Origin of the sequence: Ruminococcus sp. 1001136sp1_2201st1_G3_2201SCRN_220225, from assembly GCF_040924365.1 — a bacterium.
Taxonomy (GTDB): Bacteria; Bacillota; Clostridia; order Lachnospirales; family Lachnospiraceae; genus Blautia_A; species Blautia_A faecis.
On sequence record NZ_JBCOME010000074.1, the window covers coordinates 1 to 15,956 of the forward strand.

Annotated in this window: 25 protein-coding genes and 1 tRNA gene; all 26 read left to right on the top strand. The window is 41.8% G+C overall.

The window, feature by feature from the left end; all coding sequences use genetic code 11:
• Window positions 1–154: 154 nt before the first annotated feature.
• On the top strand, window positions 155–376 hold the full coding sequence (locus AB5642_RS17785; RefSeq protein ID WP_173718572.1) for a hypothetical protein: 222 nt from the start codon (window positions 155–157) through the stop codon (window positions 374–376).
• Window positions 377–545: 169 nt separating this feature from the next.
• Window positions 546–1,307: a hypothetical protein gene (locus AB5642_RS17790; protein ID WP_173718571.1), complete on the top strand. Its 762-nt coding sequence runs from the start codon at window positions 546–548 to the stop codon at window positions 1,305–1,307.
• 19 nt (window positions 1,308–1,326) lie between these two features.
• Window positions 1,327–1,755 carry a hypothetical protein gene (locus AB5642_RS17795; RefSeq protein WP_173718570.1) on the top strand — a complete coding sequence of 143 codons (429 nt, stop codon included), beginning with the start codon at window positions 1,327–1,329 and terminating at the stop codon, window positions 1,753–1,755.
• Window positions 1,742–1,975: a hypothetical protein gene (locus tag AB5642_RS17800; protein WP_173718569.1), complete on the top strand. Its 234-nt coding sequence runs from the start codon at window positions 1,742–1,744 to the stop codon at window positions 1,973–1,975. The genes AB5642_RS17795 and AB5642_RS17800 overlap by 14 nt, the downstream gene beginning before the upstream one ends.
• Before the next feature lie 13 nt (window positions 1,976–1,988).
• The gene (locus AB5642_RS17805; RefSeq protein ID WP_173718568.1) at window positions 1,989–2,795 is read left to right on the top strand and encodes a ParA family protein; all 807 of its coding nucleotides are present in this window, start codon (window positions 1,989–1,991) and stop codon (window positions 2,793–2,795) included.
• Complete coding sequence (locus AB5642_RS17810; RefSeq protein WP_173718567.1) at window positions 2,795–5,026, top strand: ParB/RepB/Spo0J family partition protein; 2,232 nt, start codon at window positions 2,795–2,797, stop codon at window positions 5,024–5,026. Before AB5642_RS17805 ends, AB5642_RS17810 begins: the two co-directional genes overlap by 1 nt.
• Window positions 5,023–5,484 (top strand): hypothetical protein, encoded by a 462-nt coding sequence (locus AB5642_RS17815; protein ID WP_173718566.1) that lies wholly within the window; start codon window positions 5,023–5,025, stop codon window positions 5,482–5,484. The genes AB5642_RS17810 and AB5642_RS17815 overlap by 4 nt, the downstream gene beginning before the upstream one ends.
• A 3-nt stretch (window positions 5,485–5,487) precedes the next feature.
• Entirely contained in the window at window positions 5,488–5,772 is a 285-nt protein-coding gene (locus tag AB5642_RS17820; RefSeq protein WP_173718565.1) for a hypothetical protein, read from the top strand.
• Entirely contained in the window at window positions 5,735–6,061 is a 327-nt protein-coding gene (locus AB5642_RS17825) for a helix-turn-helix domain-containing protein (RefSeq protein WP_173718564.1), read from the top strand. The genes AB5642_RS17820 and AB5642_RS17825 overlap by 38 nt, the downstream gene beginning before the upstream one ends.
• A 43-nt stretch (window positions 6,062–6,104) precedes the next feature.
• Window positions 6,105–6,419 (top strand): hypothetical protein, encoded by a 315-nt coding sequence (locus AB5642_RS17830; protein ID WP_173718563.1) that lies wholly within the window; start codon window positions 6,105–6,107, stop codon window positions 6,417–6,419.
• Window positions 6,416–6,664 (top strand): hypothetical protein, encoded by a 249-nt coding sequence (locus tag AB5642_RS17835; protein WP_173718562.1) that lies wholly within the window; start codon window positions 6,416–6,418, stop codon window positions 6,662–6,664. The genes AB5642_RS17830 and AB5642_RS17835 overlap by 4 nt, the downstream gene beginning before the upstream one ends.
• Complete coding sequence (locus AB5642_RS17840) at window positions 6,661–7,032, top strand: helix-turn-helix domain-containing protein (protein WP_173718561.1); 372 nt, start codon at window positions 6,661–6,663, stop codon at window positions 7,030–7,032. The genes AB5642_RS17835 and AB5642_RS17840 overlap by 4 nt, the downstream gene beginning before the upstream one ends.
• A gap of 15 nt (window positions 7,033–7,047) precedes the next feature.
• Complete coding sequence (locus tag AB5642_RS17845; RefSeq protein ID WP_173718560.1) at window positions 7,048–7,197, top strand: hypothetical protein; 150 nt, start codon at window positions 7,048–7,050, stop codon at window positions 7,195–7,197.
• 10 nt (window positions 7,198–7,207) lie between these two features.
• Entirely contained in the window at window positions 7,208–7,564 is a 357-nt protein-coding gene (locus tag AB5642_RS17850) for a DUF551 domain-containing protein (RefSeq protein WP_173718559.1), read from the top strand.
• Window positions 7,565–7,797: 233 nt separating this feature from the next.
• Window positions 7,798–7,989: a hypothetical protein gene (locus AB5642_RS17855; RefSeq protein ID WP_173718558.1), complete on the top strand. Its 192-nt coding sequence runs from the start codon at window positions 7,798–7,800 to the stop codon at window positions 7,987–7,989.
• Window positions 7,990–8,008: 19 nt separating this feature from the next.
• On the top strand, window positions 8,009–8,440 hold the full coding sequence (locus AB5642_RS17860) for a single-stranded DNA-binding protein (protein WP_173718557.1): 432 nt from the start codon (window positions 8,009–8,011) through the stop codon (window positions 8,438–8,440).
• A 34-nt stretch (window positions 8,441–8,474) separates the two neighbouring features.
• Entirely contained in the window at window positions 8,475–8,810 is a 336-nt protein-coding gene (locus AB5642_RS17865) for a hypothetical protein (RefSeq protein WP_173718556.1), read from the top strand.
• A gap of 24 nt (window positions 8,811–8,834) precedes the next feature.
• A complete protein-coding gene (locus AB5642_RS17870; RefSeq protein ID WP_173718555.1) occupies window positions 8,835–9,260 on the top strand; it encodes a DUF1492 domain-containing protein in 426 nt (141 codons plus the stop codon).
• 107 nt (window positions 9,261–9,367) lie between these two features.
• Window positions 9,368–9,439, top strand: a tRNA-Ile gene (locus AB5642_RS17875).
• 162 nt (window positions 9,440–9,601) lie between these two features.
• Window positions 9,602–9,964, top strand: coding sequence for an HNH endonuclease (locus AB5642_RS17880; protein ID WP_237925926.1), 363 nt, complete (start codon window positions 9,602–9,604; stop codon window positions 9,962–9,964).
• A 97-nt stretch (window positions 9,965–10,061) separates the two neighbouring features.
• The gene (locus AB5642_RS17885; protein ID WP_173718553.1) at window positions 10,062–10,544 is read left to right on the top strand and encodes a phage terminase small subunit P27 family; all 483 of its coding nucleotides are present in this window, start codon (window positions 10,062–10,064) and stop codon (window positions 10,542–10,544) included.
• Window positions 10,541–12,307, top strand: a complete 1,767-nt coding sequence (locus AB5642_RS17890) for a terminase large subunit (RefSeq protein WP_173718552.1) — start codon at window positions 10,541–10,543, stop codon at window positions 12,305–12,307. Before AB5642_RS17885 ends, AB5642_RS17890 begins: the two co-directional genes overlap by 4 nt.
• Before the next feature lie 2 nt (window positions 12,308–12,309).
• Entirely contained in the window at window positions 12,310–13,566 is a 1,257-nt protein-coding gene (locus AB5642_RS17895; protein ID WP_195379779.1) for a phage portal protein, read from the top strand.
• 1 nt (window position 13,567) lies between these two features.
• On the top strand, window positions 13,568–14,386 hold the full coding sequence (locus AB5642_RS17900; RefSeq protein ID WP_173719574.1) for a head maturation protease, ClpP-related: 819 nt from the start codon (window positions 13,568–13,570) through the stop codon (window positions 14,384–14,386).
• A 27-nt stretch (window positions 14,387–14,413) separates the two neighbouring features.
• The gene (locus tag AB5642_RS17905; RefSeq protein WP_237925925.1) at window positions 14,414–15,655 is read left to right on the top strand and encodes a phage major capsid protein; all 1,242 of its coding nucleotides are present in this window, start codon (window positions 14,414–14,416) and stop codon (window positions 15,653–15,655) included.
• Window positions 15,656–15,665: 10 nt separating this feature from the next.
• Window positions 15,666–15,953 carry a hypothetical protein gene (locus AB5642_RS17910; RefSeq protein WP_173719573.1) on the top strand — a complete coding sequence of 96 codons (288 nt, stop codon included), beginning with the start codon at window positions 15,666–15,668 and terminating at the stop codon, window positions 15,951–15,953.
• The last annotated feature ends 3 nt before the right edge of the window (window positions 15,954–15,956 follow it).

Sequence of the window (15,956 nt, forward strand, 5' to 3'; positions counted from 1 at the left end):
CATTAGAAAAATGGAGAGACAGGTGAAAAACACCAGAAAGAGCCCTCATATGACAATCGAAATCACATGGGGGAAGCAGGATCAATCAGAGGTTATTTCAAATGTACCGATTACGGATTTATCAATGGAATAATAAGAAAGCAGGATGCGAAAAATGAACACAGGAAAAATATTGACAACTGAAGCTGCTGCAATTCTCAATACGTCCCCGCAGTTTGTACGTGTTGCGATGCAGCAGGGAAAACTGCCGATTGGAATAGCGATTAAGATGTCCACCAAGTGGACTTATAACATCTCTGGAAAGCTTCTGACAGAATACAGCGGAAAAGATGTTGAAAAAGAGCTGGAACAGATCAGAAAAAAGAAAGTTATGTAAACTAAAGAAAAGAGCCGATGCAAGGGGTGCATCGACTCAAGTCCATATGTAATCAACCAATTACATAATATCATTGGGCCACTAAAAAGTCAAGAATGTAAGAAAAATAAGGGGTGAAATTCCCCTGTTTAGCACTTGATAAAGATATTAAAGTTATGAGGCAAATGGTATGGGAACACTGCGAAAAACCTGGCATTTACGGGATGAGGATATATTGTATGTGGAAGAGAACCATGACGGAAAGTATGGAGCACCCGGAAAGAAAAGACAGCCAAAGAGAAAGTTAACACCAGAAGATATATACAGGATAAATCATTGGAACAAAATCAAAAAGGTAAGACTTCTGGCAATGGAATATTTTTCTCCTGGTGATATATGGGCCACATACACATATAAACCAGAAAACCGTCCTCCAGATATACAAACAGCTCAAAAACATTTCCGAGATGCAATGGGGAAAATAAAAAAAATATATGAGAAGGCGGGAAAGAAACTTTACTGGATCCGCAATATCGAAAGAGGAACAAAAGGAGCCTGGCACATTCATTTTATTATAAATGATATTGGAACTACAGCCAGCTTAATTGAAAGGGCATGGCCGCATGGTGGAGTTTACATAACGAGAATAAAAAAGAGCAAATGCCCAGAGGAAGATTTTGGAAGGCTGGCCGCATACCTCACTAAGGATGAAAAAACCAGAGAAGTAAAACAGGATGGAACCCTTGCAAAACCAAAAATCAAAGAAGCAAGTTACAGTCATTCAAGAAATATGCCGCTTCCAGATCCTAAGAAAAAGAAACTGGTGCGCTGGCAAAAAGACATAAAAATGAAAAAAGGTTATTACATAGCAGAATTCTTTGAAGGCATTAACCCAGTAACCGGATATAAATACCGCAGGTACACCATGATCAAGTTGAATAGACGAATTTAAAGAGAAGAGGATTAGAACCATGAAGGTGAACATTTACCTGGAGACGGATAAACAGTGCCAGGCATGTATACAGAGAAAATATGGATACGTGATTGAAATCATGTATCATGGACAGATCGTGACCAGGGAAGGATTTGGATGTGTGGTAAGCACATATCATCAGTGCAACCTGCAGGCGCTTGCGGAGGCACTGGCAAGATTTCATTCTTCCTGTGAGATCTGTATACACACGAAAGATACCTTCGTGGCATCCAGAGTTCTGAGAATATCAGATCTGGCAGCAGTTGACTTCAAAGATACGAAGGGAAACGAGATCAAGAATGCGGACGAGTGGAGAAAGGTTTATGAGCCTGTCAACAGACTTAAACTGGAGGTTTCTTCATCAGCCGGTACACATTCATATTCACAGTGGCTCCAGGAGGAGATGATAAAGCATGGAGATAGCTGAACTTTGGGGAAAAGGATGGAGTCTGCGTCCGGAACAGGATCCCAGGACAATGACATACATAGGAACAATAACAAGAGCTGGTATGAACTTCCACTACTACAGAGGGGATGATGGCGAGATCTATTTTGATGATGAGCCGGAAGGTGGAAAGCCGGAGTGGATGGAAAAAGCCGACCGAAAGCAAAGAAATAGACGGAGCCGTAAAACCATAAAAAGATGAAAAGAGGAAAAGTATGAGGACGATAGCAGTAATCAATTTAAAAGGCGGTGTAGCCAAAACAATTACATCCAATAGCTTCGCCTATATTTTGGCGGAGCAGGGAAACCGAGTCCTCCTGGTGGACAACGATAAACAGGGGGACGCTTCCAGAGGATTGAATTGCCGCACACAGGATGGAGAAGGTATTGACCGGATTATGACTGCCAGACATCCGGAAGACTGGATGGGAAAGCTGATCAGACACACGGCATATTACAATCTGGATGTATTGCCGGCGAATATGCGTCTGTTGATGGCAAACCAGGAAGTGATGTTTGATCAGACGCGGCCGCAGCAGTTCCGAATCAAAAATGCACTGGCATGCGTGGCGGAGCAGTATGATTTTTGCATAATCGATAATGCACCGGATATTAATATATCCACAATTAATGCGCTGACAGCCTGTGATGATGTTCTGATTCCAGTGGAAATTGATGATAATACCACAGAAGGGCTTCCGGAGCTGGTGAATCAGATCGGATACACAAAAGAGGAATTGAACAAAGATCTGAAGAATTACTGGATCTTTATCACAAAGTATGACAAAAACAATCTGGCACAGGAACAGGGAGCAGATCTGATACAGGCAGCAGGATATCCTATGCTCAGTACAAGAATCCGTTATTCCAGGAAAGTGTCTGAATGTACATATGCAAGAAAGCCTATTCCGTTGTATTCTCCGCGCTCTTTGGCTGCAAAAGATTACAAACGCCTGGTAAAAGAGTATCTGGTGGCAGCAGGAATCATGATGGATAAATGGACGGAAGGGAGGGAAGCCTGATGGCATTTAATCTGGCAGATATGGTGAACAACCGAAAGCCCGTGGAGACTGAGAATATCAGTGATACAGTGTATCGTGATGTTTTTGAACTAGAACCATCCAAGGAGAATTTCTATTCTACAGATCCAGAGCGACTACAGGGACTGAAAAACTCAATTCTTTTGTTTGGTGTAATGCAGGATGTTCTGATTGAGGATGTGAATGGTAAAGACAGGATCATATCCGGACACTGCCGTACAATGTGCTGCAGAATGCTTGTAGAAGAGGGGCATGAAGAGTTCCGGAAGATTAATTGTAAATATACCAAAGTGACGCTGAACACGGAGAAGCTTCCAGAAGATAAAGATGAAAAAGTGGAACAGCTGCTTAATAAGCTGGGAATCATCCAGGCAAACCGGTTCCGGGAGAAAACCGACTGGGAGAAAATGAAGGAAGCCCTTATCACGGAGGAAGTGATTAAAGAGCTCCGGGATTTGGTCGATCTGCAGGGAACCACAAGGAAAATGGTCCAGGCAACACTTGGAACATCCGGGACTCAGCTGGAAAGATATCATGCAATTCAGAAAAAGCTGAGCCCTGAGCTTATGCAGGAGTTTAAGAATGCGAAGATAAATATATCCGTGGCCAGGGAGCTGACCGATCTGGATGAGAATCACCAGAAAGAGGCTCTGGAACTATATCAGAAGAATGGAGCAATTACACTTCCGGAAGTAAAGACGTTGAAAGAAAAACAGGAGCTAAACCGCCAGATTCAAGGACAGCTTACGCTGGCAGAAGCAACCGGGAAATATCGTCCGCCGGAAGATGACACGGTAATTGATGTGGACGTTCAGATTGACAGATTTTTTGAGAGTTTGAAGCGGTACACGACAGAACGGATCCAGAAGCGAGATAAGAATATGTCAATTTACATGCTTAGCACCCTGTATGATGGTGTTCGGATCAGAAATGGACATCTGAATTATCAGGGGAAAAAGGATGGAATTCTTTTTAATCCGGACAGTGATGAGGAAAAGTTGATCACCTGGCAGCAGTTGGCAGAAACCTTGATAGAAAAATACGGAAAAAAACAGAAATCAGTAAAGATGGCTCCGCTGGTAGATCCACAGAAAGAGTGCCCGTATTACAGGGAAGATGAGGTATTTACTCCGGATATTGCAAGGATAATAAAAATCTTCCTGGAAGATGTATATGCCAAGATGTATGTGGGCGCCGCCAGACGCTTCCGGGCAATGGGAGCTGAATTTGCCGCAGTGCAGAGAGGCAAAGAAAAAGATTTTGTATTCTATGATGAAAAAGGTGGAAAGGTCTGCTATGTGTCGAAGAAACGCATGGAATTTGAGTACCAGGAGCGAGTTAAGAAAGAAGAACCAGATCCGCCTGAAACACAGCCAAATGAAGCAATGGAGACTCTTGAAGAGATAAATAATTCCTGGAGTGAATGGAAACCAGAAGAAGCTGTGAAAGAGCTTTGCACCAGGTATCCGGAACTGCTTAAGGGAATCATGCAGATTTGTCGAAAATATAAAAAAAACGGGGAGCGAGCTCAAGAGCTACAGAAAAAATATGCTCCTTATGGATATCATAGCCAGGCGTGTGATGGATTCAGCTATACATTCGAAGGGTATTCAAGGGGAATAACGATCCAATCCAATACCCAAAAGAAGGAAAGCAAGATGAGCTATATCCGTCTGGTGTTAGAGCTTGTTAATTTGTATGATCCAGATTCTTCAGAATTTGATCTTACAGAAGAAACAATGGAAATGTCCGACTCGGACAAGCCAGAATGCTGCCAACAGGCAGCTGAAATCACGGACGAAAGGCAGCAGGATACTGAAGAAAATCAGAGCTTGGTGTACGATTGCCAGGAAGAAGAACATGAACAAGAGCCTCTTGACATTATGGGAAATGACACAGAACGTAAGGCATGGCTGAGAAGTTATAAATTGTGGGGACTCTGGTACGAAGACAAACATATAGGCGTGAGGTATTACAAGTATGACTTCGAAAATGGCACACGACTGATCGTAGAAGAGTATGATCCAGAACCGCAGCAGTCACATTGGTATAATCCGGGTGAATCGTACTACATGCATTTAGTAGGTGGCCCAGAGCCAGACAGAAAAAATCAGATTCCAAAATGGACATACCATGCTAAATACAATAAATATCCAAACAGTGAGACGGAGCTTGTTGAGTTTCTGAAAGCGATTCAGAAAGGAAAAAGATGAACAGAGCAGAGAGAAGACGACAGGCAAAGGAACTGTCAAAAAGCAAGATGCCACTACCACTGAATGTTGCACTGCCGGTAGAGGGGGCTGCTGACATAACTGGCCAGGAAGCTGTTGCCTTAAAGACATATTTGGAACTGAAGGAAAAAGAAATCAGAGAAAATGTTACTGCCGCTTTGATGAAGGAAGCCCAGGAGAAGCTTACCAGGGCAGAGGACTATATCGCCATCATCAATATATTGATTATCTTATATGCAAGTAAGATGGCTTGGGGATATACAGAAGAAAATAAAAAGCTCATGGAAAATTACAAAGCGGCCAGGGTTTATGTGGATCGCGTGGGAGCTGCAGCAGCCTATGCGCAGATAAAAAAAGAAATGGATATTGAAATCGAATTTGAAGATCTGGATAATTACAACATTTACAAAGAACTTGGATTTGACAGAGAGGCGGTGTGAGATGTGCTGCAGGAAATAAAGTTAGAGGATGCTCTGAAAAAGTTTCTCCAAGGGAAGAAAGTACTGGTGATGTATGATGAAAGTCTAAAAAACGATGGCACTGAATTCATAGTAGAGGCTCTGGAAAAAATGTTGGAGAGAAACCGTTACCTGGTGGATGTGCCTGCAATAGAGGATTTTGAGTTCAAACAAGAAGTAGAACAGATGGTAAAGACAGAAAAATCCTCCACTAAGGCTGTAAAAAAAGAAATTGGTAGATCTGCCAAAGAACAAAAGCAAGCTGGATGATTGCCAGGAAGAAATCATCCAGATGCTGAAAGACGGAAAATCACAGTATGCAATTGCAAAGGAATTAGGCGTTGTTCAGTCAACGGTTACTCACTGGATGGCGAGACATGGAATTGACAAGCAAGGAAATCAAAAGAAGTGTGCAACCTGCCAATACAGAGAAACAAGCCCGGGAAAAGGCGGCTGTGATTACATAGGGAAAACTGGTCACAGAAGGGGCTGTAGTGTTGAAAACTGTGATAAGTATCTGGAGGATAAGAATGAAAAGGCAGCTGCTCCTGGACTATGACAAGACCAGGAGACAGCTCCTGGCAGCAGGGAGGCGGTGAAATATGAATTTCAGAATGCTGAAAAAGAAATATAGAAAAATGTATGGCCAGAATCCACCTAAATGGATGAAGGAAAGACTGATCAAAACAATGGTAAGTCCTTCGGAGTACAGAGCAATCACTGCTATAGGGATAAAAGTAAATGAACTGCGTGTGGATGCAGGAGCAACCCGGGAAAATGCCGGGAAATATTTTATGAGGGCAATATTCACAGTGGTTGATGAATTGCGGAAGGAAATGCGCCAGTATGAACGTAATACAACGAATTTGGTTAATACTACCAGGACCTTATCTGAAAGGAGAAAATTGCAGAAATGAAAATCAGATCACAGAGGAATCAGCTGATAGATATGGTTGGAAAAGCAACTACTACAGTCCGTATGCCAACCGGTTCCTATCAAATATTGGCGCACACCAAAGATAAGGTGGAGGGAGCTATCCTGGGAGAGTATAGTACTGAGGAAAAGACTGTTCGTGTTCTCTGTGCTATCCAGGTTGCGGCTCAGCATCCAGAAAAGATTAGAATCTTTAATATGCCCTCAGATGCAGAGGTGGTTCTGTGAAAAAATACGAGACCAAAGTACAAGAATTGGACGTGCACCGTAAAGAAATCATACAGATGGTGAAAAACGGAAGTTCCCAGAAAGAGATTGCAGAAAAATATGAAACCTGGCCATCAACAGTTAGGTATTGGTTCAGAAAGCGAGGTATTAAGCCGGAAGTGCTGAGAGGTAACCAAAAATCTACTGGAAGAAAAGGTTCAAGCTGTATATACAGACAACTTAATCCTAATCTCGGAAACTGTGACTATATATGCAAAACCGGACATTCAAGGGGATGCAGCGCAATTGACTGTGACAAATATGTAAAGGGCAAACCGATAGCAGGGATGAAAGAAGAGGCTACGGATTGTGACATCTTTGATGAATGAAAAATAGGAGGTTAGATGGAAGATAGAACATGTAAGACTTGCAAGGATAATGATAATGGCCTGTGTGATCGGAAGGGCATACTGGTAGAAGATGATTACAGCTGCAGAAAATGGCAGCCTGACTGGAAAGAACGATTTATGATTCGGTTTCTCAGAACCAAGTGAGGTAAGCGAGATGGTAAGTAGGATAAAAGAAAGATTGCTGCAGTATAAACAGGAATTGCAGAAACGGACGATATACAAGGATGGATTGCCGGGGAGCTCCCTGGATATTGTAAATAGTCTCCTAAAAGATCTGGAACAGGACGAGAAAGAAAATGGTTGGATTCTGGTTGACGAGAGATTACCAGACCCAGACGAACACATTCTGGTATCTTTTTTTAACTTTTCGCTGCCGATGATTGGAAGATATACAGTCGACGATGATGACGGCGGTACGTTTAGAGTTGGTGACGAAGACGAGAGTTTTTGCGAACACGATTTATATGTAAACGCCTGGATGCCACTTCCGGAACCGTATAAGGAAGATTAAGGAATTTGCAATAAATGGAAGGAGATGGAGTTGATTGAAATATCCAGAAGCAATGTATATTGATAGTCAGATATTCGCAGGGGATATGGATGGTTCGGAATCAAATCTGACAGAAAAAATCGTAAAAATAAGGAATAGATGATAGATGTAATCGTTGCAATGGGTGCTGGCGTGCTGATCGGAGCCTTCGGTGTGGTCGCCTGGCTCCTGCATGATTCGAAATAGAGGTGAGAATGATGATTGAAATCGTTAATGTGGATCAGAAAGAAGTGACGAACCAGGAAGCTGCCGAAGCGATAAACACGATTAAGCGGTACTGTGATTGTAGATACTGTTGTGACTGTACTATCCGGAAAATATGCCAGGAGTATTTTGATAACAGTGACGCGTATCCGGATGACTGGCCAGATTTATGTGCTGATTAAATGATTAAGGAGCTAAGAGATGAACAAAGTAATTTTAATGGGACGTTTAACAAGAGATCCAGAGGTGAGATACACCTCTGGAGAAAATTCATTAGCAATTGCCAGATACACGCTGGCAGTAGATAGAAAGATTAGAAAAGATGGAGATACAACGGCAGACTTCATTCCTTGTGTAGTATTTGGCAGATCTGCCGAGTTCGTGGAGAAATACTTCCGAAAAGGATTGAAGATTACAATCGCAGGTCGTATTCAGACCGGAAGTTATACCAACCGTGACGGACAGAAAGTTTATACTACAGAGGTTGTTGTGGAAGAACAGGAATTTGCAGAAAGCAAAGGCTCTGGATCTGGCAGCAGTCAGCAGAATGTTCCACAACAATCACCAGATGTGGGACCTGATGGTTTCATGAATATACCGGATGGAATTGAAGAGGAACTGCCATTTAGTTAATGTCCGACTCGGACAAGATGAAAGAAGGAAAAATATGAGCGGACTTAAATTTCCAAAAGAAGAAACGAAGAAAAAAAGGATGTCCCATCCGGCCAGCATTCTCGGAAGCCGAAAAGGAAGATGTTACCTGTGCAGCAGGTGTGGCCAGACTCAAGAACATCACATATTTGGTGGTCCGAATCGGACACTATCAGAGAAATATGGATTAAAAGTATATTTGTGCCTGGAATGCCATGCGACAGGTAAACATGCTGTGCATAGGGATAAAGCGGTAATGGATGAACTTCACAGACAGGGACAGGAAGCATTTGAGGAGCAGCTTGGAAGCAGAAAGGTGTTTATGCAGATATTCGGCAGAAACTATTTGTAACAGGTATTTCAGGAGGTGACGCCAATGGACAGGAGCATGCAGGAAGAAAACGAAAAGAAAAAAGAATATTTAAAATCATATCAGAGAGCAGTTAAAAGAGAGCGGGACATCCTGGAAGAAATCAAAAGATTAAGAGCTGATAAGATGTTTCCTTCCGTAGTGAATGATGGAATGCCAAAAGGCAGCAGTCAATCAGATCTGTCGGATTACATTGCGATACTGGATGAACAGATTGAATTGCTGAAGAAAGAACGTTTGAACAAGGTTCAGCAATATCGTAAGATTGAGAGCCAGATCCGCAAAATGCATTCAGAAGATGAACGGAAAGTTCTGCGCTTACGCTATATAAAAGGCTTAAAATGGGATGATGTAGCAACAGAGATGGGCTATGGATGGACACAGGTACATAGGCTGCATTCATCAGCATTGAAGAATTTTAAGATGGTATAGAATGGTATACTTGATTCGTGTTATAACTATAATAGATTCAGATGGATGAATCAAATATCAATCGGTTGCACCCTTACTTGTCAGGCACTATGGCTTGGCAGGTATATCGGAACATAGCTCAGTGGTAGAGCAGCTGGCTTATATCCAGCGTGTCGGTGGTTCGGTTCCATCTGTTCCGACTCGGTTAGTACCGCCGATATAATGGTACAATACTGACTCATACATACTTCCACAAACGTCTGGCAGGCACGGCTGGGCGTTTTTTATTGGAGAAAAAGATGATATATAAGAGATGTGGCAGGTGCGGAAAAAGAATTCCGTCCGGCAGCAGGTGTCCCTGCATGAAACAAAGAGATAAAGAACGCTATCGGATATATGATCAGAATGCCAGAGATCAGAAAAGCAAAACATTTTATGATTCAAGGGAATGGCAGCTGACAAGATCTGATATTCTCAGTGTTTGCGGGATTGATGTGTATGTCTACATGACGGAAGGAGTAATCCTGGCAGCAGATACAGTGCATCATATTATTCCGTTAAAAGAAGCATGGGATAAACGATGCGATAAGCAGAATCTTATGCCATTACATCACGATACACATTCAAAAATTGAGCAGATGTATAAAAAAGAGAGACCAGTGATGGAAAAAAAGCTTGCAAAAATGCTTGTGGATTTTTATACACAGACGGGAGGGGCGGTCTGAAAAGTTTTCAGGAAACGCCGTCGTCCCCGCATGCCCTATAGCTTGCGCAAAATTCTAAATACTCATAAAAAGTTGGCAAAGGAAGGAGGGAGGATGAATGGGAAGACCGAGGAAGCCGCTGACAGAGCAGCGGGGAAATCTTACTGTGATCACAATGCAGACCAGGGAAGCAGAAGAAGACAGTGTGACTACGGACAAAAATCAATTAAAACGTCCTCCTACCTGGCTGATTGATAATGTGGCAAAAAAAGAGTGGCGCAGGATTGTCAAGGAACTGGAAAAGATCAATCTGATCGGGAACCTAGATCGTAACAACCTGGGCGGTTACTGTAATGCTTTTGCTAACTATGTTAAGGCTACAGAGATATTGAAAGATCAGACTTATTACATTGATCGAGAGACCAGGAATGGCGTTATTGTGGTGAAAAATCCAATGGTTGATATTCAGCGCACATACGCAGAGGAAATGAGAAAATTTGCTTCCCTGTGTGGACTCACTATTGACGCCAGACTGAAAGCTGCAGCAGTGAAGTCTGATAAGACAAGGGAAGCTATCACAAATAAATTTGGCAATATATGACCATCAAAGAAGAACTGATAGATTACGCCAACCGTTGTCTGGCCGGGGAAGAAATATCAGGGAAAAAACATAAATGGGCTTGTATGCGCTTCCTTAGGGATTGCAAGAAAGAGGATGCAAAGAATGTACAGGCTAATGTATGGCCTTATCATTGGGATGAAGAGGAAGCATCAAAAATTGTAGACTGGTTTTCCATGCTCCGGCATTCTAAAGGTGACCTTGCAGGACAGCCGATCAGCTTGACGATATGGCAGAAATTTAATCTGTGCCAACTTTATGGATGGCGCGAAGATCTTACCGGTTATAAAAGGTTCAAACAGTCTTTTATTGAGGTTGGAAGGAAAAATGCCAAGTCTCAGATGGAGGCTGGTGTAGCCCTCTATGAAATATCAGTTATGGCTACGAGAAATGAAGAAAATTACGAATATTATACTGCTGGAACCAAGAGGGATCAGTCGAAGATTATTTTGAATGAAGCTAAGCTCATGCTGAATAAATCTCCACTGAAACCTCTTTTTAAAATCACCAGGGATGCTGTAATACACAGAAAAACTGGAAGCTTCATAAAGGCATTGTCGAAAGAGGATGGCCAGAATGGAGATGGAACCAATCCGGCCGGACTGATTTTGGATGAATACCATCAGCACAAGACTACTGAGTTTTATGATCTTGGTCTTGGAGCAAACACCAAAGAGCCATTGCTGATGATTATTACAACTGCAGGGATGGATCTTACTTATCCATGTTATGTGCAGGAGTATCAATACTGCTCTAAGATACTGGATCCGGATGTGGATGTGGAGAATGAAGAGTATCTGGTGGATATCTGCGAAGTGGATCCGGAGGATTATAAGGATGATATCCGTAACCTGGAAGATGAAAACATCTGGAAAAAAGCGAATCCGATTAGGATGAGCTATAAAAATGGCGCGGATAAGATCCGTACAGCCTGGCGGGTAGCCAAAGAAATACCGGAAAAGATGACGGCATTTCTCACAAAAATGTTGAATATCTGGGTTCAGGCAAAAGAAAACGGATATATGGACATGGCAAAGTGGAAAGCCTGCCAGGTTGATAAAATCCCTATTGATACTCATGGAATGAGTGTTTATGTGGGGTTCGATATGTCAGCCAAAATAGACCTTACATCTGTTACATTCGTAATTCCCTTTCTATCAGGTGAATTTGACCAGACTGGAAAAGAAATTGTGAAATACATACTGTATTCCCACTCTTTCATTCCGAATCGGGAGAAGTTGGCTGAAAGAAAGGCAAAAGATAAAGTGGATTATGATGCCTGGGAAAGAATGGGATTTATTACAGTGACAGATACTCCGATTGTAGACCAGAATGCAGTAATGCAATATGTATTGGATACATGTGCAGAGAATGACTGGAACATAGAATGTCTGTGCTTTGACCCTGCCAATGCAAGTAAGCTGATGATGGATCTATCAAACGAAGGTTATACAGTGGAGGAAGTTTTCCAGAGCCATAAACACTTGAATGAAGCTACTCAGGGATTCCGTGAGCAGGTATATTGCGGAAATGTCCTGTACGAATACAATCCTGTATTGAATTTTGCAATGAGCAATGCAGTGATCAGAACCAACCAGGGACTGATTAAGATAGATAAAGATGCTACAACAAAAAGAATTGACCCTGTGGATTCTACCTTGTGTGGATTTAAGCTGGCAATGTATCATGAATTCGGATCCAGCTACCAGGAAGGAATAGATCAATTTTTGGAAAGTGACTGGTAACAATGAGTATATTAGACAGATTAAAAAATGCATGGAATGCAATGACGCGGCCAACGGTAGACATGGATGACGATGAGCTGAAAGAATGGCTGGGAATAACTGGTACTAAGCCAGATGTTGAGAAAGAGGTGACATATTACACCTGCTTAAAAATGCTCAGCGAAACCATAGGAAAAGTGCCGTTAAAGTACTACCAGGAAACGCCTAAAGGTCGGATCAGGGCAGAGCCGAGCAAGATAACCAGGCTTCTGACTGTGAGACCGAACACGATAATGACACCCACAACTTTGTGGACTACTACAGAGATGAACTGTCAGCATTATGGAAATGGCTATATCTGGATGCGTGGTACCTTTGAAAGAGAAAAATATGGAGGACATTACAAAGTCCTGGATCTTTGGCCAATGCAGGCAAATTGTGTGACTGTATATATGGATGATGTTGGTGTGTTTGGAGGAAAAGGGAAACTGTATTATCAGTACAATGATCCCAAGACCGGAGAACAGTATTTGTTCAGATCTAGTGAGGTTATGCACTTTAAAACCTGGTATTCCTTAAATGGAATTATGGGAAAATCTGTGCGGGAAATTCTGCAGGATACCGTGGGTGGAGCATTGGAAAGTCAGAATTTTATGAATAACCTTTATCGTCAGGGACTAAGTGCAAGCATGGCATTACAGTACGTGGGTGATCTGGAAGAGAGCAAGATAAAAGCGCTGCAGAAAAAATTTGCAGATAAACTGTCAGGCCCGAAAAATGCAGGAAGGGTAATACCTGTCCCAATCGGACTACAGCTTACTCCACTGAAAATGAATCTGACTGACGCACAGTTTTTCGAATTAAAAAAGTATTCCGCACTTCAGATTGCAGGAGCATTCGGTATTAAGCCGAATCAGATCAATAATTATGAAAAATCCAGTTATTCAAACAGTGAAACCCAGCAGCTGGCATTTTTAGTTGATACCGCTTTGTACAGACTAAAAATGTATGAAGAAGAGATCAATGCGAAAGTTCTGAGCTTGAAAGAGGAAGAAAATGGATTTTTTTATAAGTTTAATGAGAAGGCAATTTTGAGGACTGATACAAAGACACAGATGGAAATGTTAAAAGATGCTGTAAACAATGGAATATACAAGCCAAATGAAGCGAGGAGATATCTGGATATGCCGGATGATCCGGATGGCGATAAGCTCATTGTGAATGGAAATTATATTCCGCTTGAAAAAGTTGGAACACAGTACACCAAAGGAGGTGAGTAGAATGCCAGTATTACTGCTGAAAAACCAGAAAAAGAATGTAGGAAAATTGGAAATCTGCAATCAGACAGAAATCTCAGCAGATTTGAATATTTTTGGGGATATCGTATCTGATGACTGGGGAAAATGGTGTGATGATGATACCTGTCCTTCTGATATTTCAGATTTCCTGAAAAATCTGGAAGACATACAGGAGATTAACCTTCACATAAACAGTGGAGGTGGATCTGTATTTGCCGGAATTACCATTTATAACATGTTGAAACGCAATAATGCCAGGATTACCACCTATATTGATGGTATTGCGGCCAGTATTGCTTCTGTGATTGCATGTGCCGGTGATCGGATCGTGATTCCGGCAAATGGAACCTTTATGATTCATAAGCCTACAAATGGTTACTTTTTTACAAGTATGAACGCAGATCAGCTGAGAAAAGATGCAGATACTCTGGATATTTGCCAGAAAGCAATCCTGCAGACATACATGTCGAAGACCAAAGAAGGGGTTACAGAAGAGGAAATCAATAATCTGATCAACGAAGAGACCTGGATGGTCGGAAGTGATACTACTGATTATTTTGATTTTGAAGTGGAGGACAGTGTACAGGCAGCAGCTTGTACAAGTAATTACTTTGATGAGTATTCAAAGACCCCAAAAGCATTAAAGCAGCATGAAGAACCGGAAAATAAAACTCTGGATATTGACGCTATTGCAGATGCAGTTATGGAAAAAATCAAAGCAAAAGAGGCTAATCAGAGAAATCTGGAAAAAGAAAAGATAAAGGCTGAATTATTGGGAGATCTTGACCGGTATGGTGTTTGATCTCTCTTTTTGAAAGGAGAAAAAGACGTGAACAAAAAATTATTAGACCTTCTGGAGAAGATTAACGCGAAAAAAGATGAAGTTAAGAACCTTGCCAATGAAGGAAAACTGGAAGAAGCAAAAAAAGCTAAAGATGAACTGAAAGAGCTTCAGGATAAATTTGATATTCTGAAAGACTTGGACGATGGAGCAGCCGTGCCGGAGAGTAAGGTTCCTGCAGGAACACCAAAAGATTCTACGGCAGAGTTTGCGCAGGCTGCCAGAGCAGAGTTCCACGTACAGAATTCCATGAGTGAAGGCTCAAAAGCAGATGGAGGCTATACTGTTCCAGAGGATATCCAGACCAGAATCAACAAATACAAAGAGTCCAAGTTTTCCTTAGGCCAGCTGGTCCGTAAAGAATCTGTCAAAACTGAAAAGGGTTCCAGAACATTTAAAAAGCGCTCTCAGCAGACTGGATTCACCAAAGTAGGTGAAGGAGGTAAGATTGGTGCAAAAAATACTCCACAGTTTGAGCGGATTGATTATGAAATCGGTAAATATGCAGGATATTTCCCAGTGACCAATGAGCTTCTGGCTGACAGTGATGCAAATATCGCTTCTACACTCATTGAGTGGATTGGAGATGAGGCAAGAGTAACTGAGAACAATCTGATCATGGATGCGATTAAGACCAAAAAAGAAGTGAAATTAAGCGGGTTGGATGATATTAAAAAGGCGCTTAATGTAACACTCGGATCTGCGTTTAAGCAGTCTTCGAAAATTATTACAAATGATGATGGCTTACAGTACTTAGATACCTTGAAGGATACCAATGGAAGATACCTTCTTGCACCAGATCCAAAAGATACCATGCAGATGCGACTTGCTGTTGGAGGGACATATATACCGGTTGAAGTTATCCCGAACGAGGATTTGTCAAGCACACCGACATATGCAAAGACGACAGATACTGATGTAAAAGCAGGAAAAATTTATTACAAAGAGGCAGAAGGAGTATATACAGAAGTAGAAGAACCTAAAAAAGCGGAAATTGCAGGTTACTTTGAAATCAGTGAAACCAAGATTCCGATTATAATCGGAGATCTGAAAGAAGGTATCTGGTACTTTGATCGTGCGAAAACTACGATCATGACTTCCAATATTGCATCTATCGGTACACTTAACGCATTCGAGGAAGATCTGACTATTTACCGTGCTATTGAAAGAGAGGATGTCAAAGTAAGAGATGAGAAAGCGTTTGTAAATGGTTATCTGCTGCTGAAATGATGGTGAGTAAATGCTGGAAAAAATAAAAAAACGATGTGGAATCGCAGAAGGTATTAATGTGTATAACGATGATATCAGCGACTATATTGCAGATGCACTGGAGGACATGAAGACCTCCGGTGTGCCTCCTGATATTCTAAAGAAGGATACGGATGATCCGAGAGTCCTTACAGCTGTGACTTTATATGTAAAGGCATATCTTGGAAATGACCGCTCAGATACTCGAATGTATCTGGATCTGTACCGAAAAAAAGTTTTTCGCATGACACTGGAAGGAAGTGACCTGGATGTGGAATAAAAG

Bases quoted from the DNA above. Each gene is read 5' to 3' on its own strand.
- AB5642_RS17845 (WP_173718560.1), top strand. From the start codon at position 7,048: ATGGAAGATAGAACATGTAAGACTTGCAAGGATAATGATAATGGCCTG.
- AB5642_RS17885 (WP_173718553.1), top strand. From the start codon at position 10,062: ATGGGAAGACCGAGGAAGCCGCTGACAGAGCAGCGGGGAAATCTTACT.
- AB5642_RS17795 (WP_173718570.1), top strand. From the start codon at position 1,327: ATGAAGGTGAACATTTACCTGGAGACGGATAAACAGTGCCAGGCATGT.
- AB5642_RS17855 (WP_173718558.1), top strand. From the start codon at position 7,798: ATGATGATTGAAATCGTTAATGTGGATCAGAAAGAAGTGACGAACCAG.
- AB5642_RS17865 (WP_173718556.1), top strand. From the start codon at position 8,475: ATGAGCGGACTTAAATTTCCAAAAGAAGAAACGAAGAAAAAAAGGATG.
- AB5642_RS17830 (WP_173718563.1), top strand. From the start codon at position 6,105: ATGAATTTCAGAATGCTGAAAAAGAAATATAGAAAAATGTATGGCCAG.
- AB5642_RS17810 (WP_173718567.1), top strand. From the start codon at position 2,795: ATGGCATTTAATCTGGCAGATATGGTGAACAACCGAAAGCCCGTGGAG.
- AB5642_RS17870 (WP_173718555.1), top strand. From the start codon at position 8,835: ATGGACAGGAGCATGCAGGAAGAAAACGAAAAGAAAAAAGAATATTTA.
- AB5642_RS17900 (WP_173719574.1), top strand. From the start codon at position 13,568: ATGCCAGTATTACTGCTGAAAAACCAGAAAAAGAATGTAGGAAAATTG.
- AB5642_RS17860 (WP_173718557.1), top strand. From the start codon at position 8,009: ATGAACAAAGTAATTTTAATGGGACGTTTAACAAGAGATCCAGAGGTG.
- AB5642_RS17895 (WP_195379779.1), top strand. From the start codon at position 12,310: ATGAGTATATTAGACAGATTAAAAAATGCATGGAATGCAATGACGCGG.
- AB5642_RS17805 (WP_173718568.1), top strand. From the start codon at position 1,989: ATGAGGACGATAGCAGTAATCAATTTAAAAGGCGGTGTAGCCAAAACA.
- AB5642_RS17790 (WP_173718571.1), top strand. From the start codon at position 546: ATGGGAACACTGCGAAAAACCTGGCATTTACGGGATGAGGATATATTG.
- AB5642_RS17850 (WP_173718559.1), top strand. From the start codon at position 7,208: ATGGTAAGTAGGATAAAAGAAAGATTGCTGCAGTATAAACAGGAATTG.
- AB5642_RS17835 (WP_173718562.1), top strand. From the start codon at position 6,416: ATGAAAATCAGATCACAGAGGAATCAGCTGATAGATATGGTTGGAAAA.
- AB5642_RS17785 (WP_173718572.1), top strand. From the start codon at position 155: ATGAACACAGGAAAAATATTGACAACTGAAGCTGCTGCAATTCTCAAT.
- AB5642_RS17815 (WP_173718566.1), top strand. From the start codon at position 5,023: ATGAACAGAGCAGAGAGAAGACGACAGGCAAAGGAACTGTCAAAAAGC.
- AB5642_RS17890 (WP_173718552.1), top strand. From the start codon at position 10,541: ATGACCATCAAAGAAGAACTGATAGATTACGCCAACCGTTGTCTGGCC.
- AB5642_RS17880 (WP_237925926.1), top strand. From the start codon at position 9,602: ATGAAACAAAGAGATAAAGAACGCTATCGGATATATGATCAGAATGCC.
- AB5642_RS17910 (WP_173719573.1), top strand. From the start codon at position 15,666: ATGCTGGAAAAAATAAAAAAACGATGTGGAATCGCAGAAGGTATTAAT.
- AB5642_RS17800 (WP_173718569.1), top strand. From the start codon at position 1,742: ATGGAGATAGCTGAACTTTGGGGAAAAGGATGGAGTCTGCGTCCGGAA.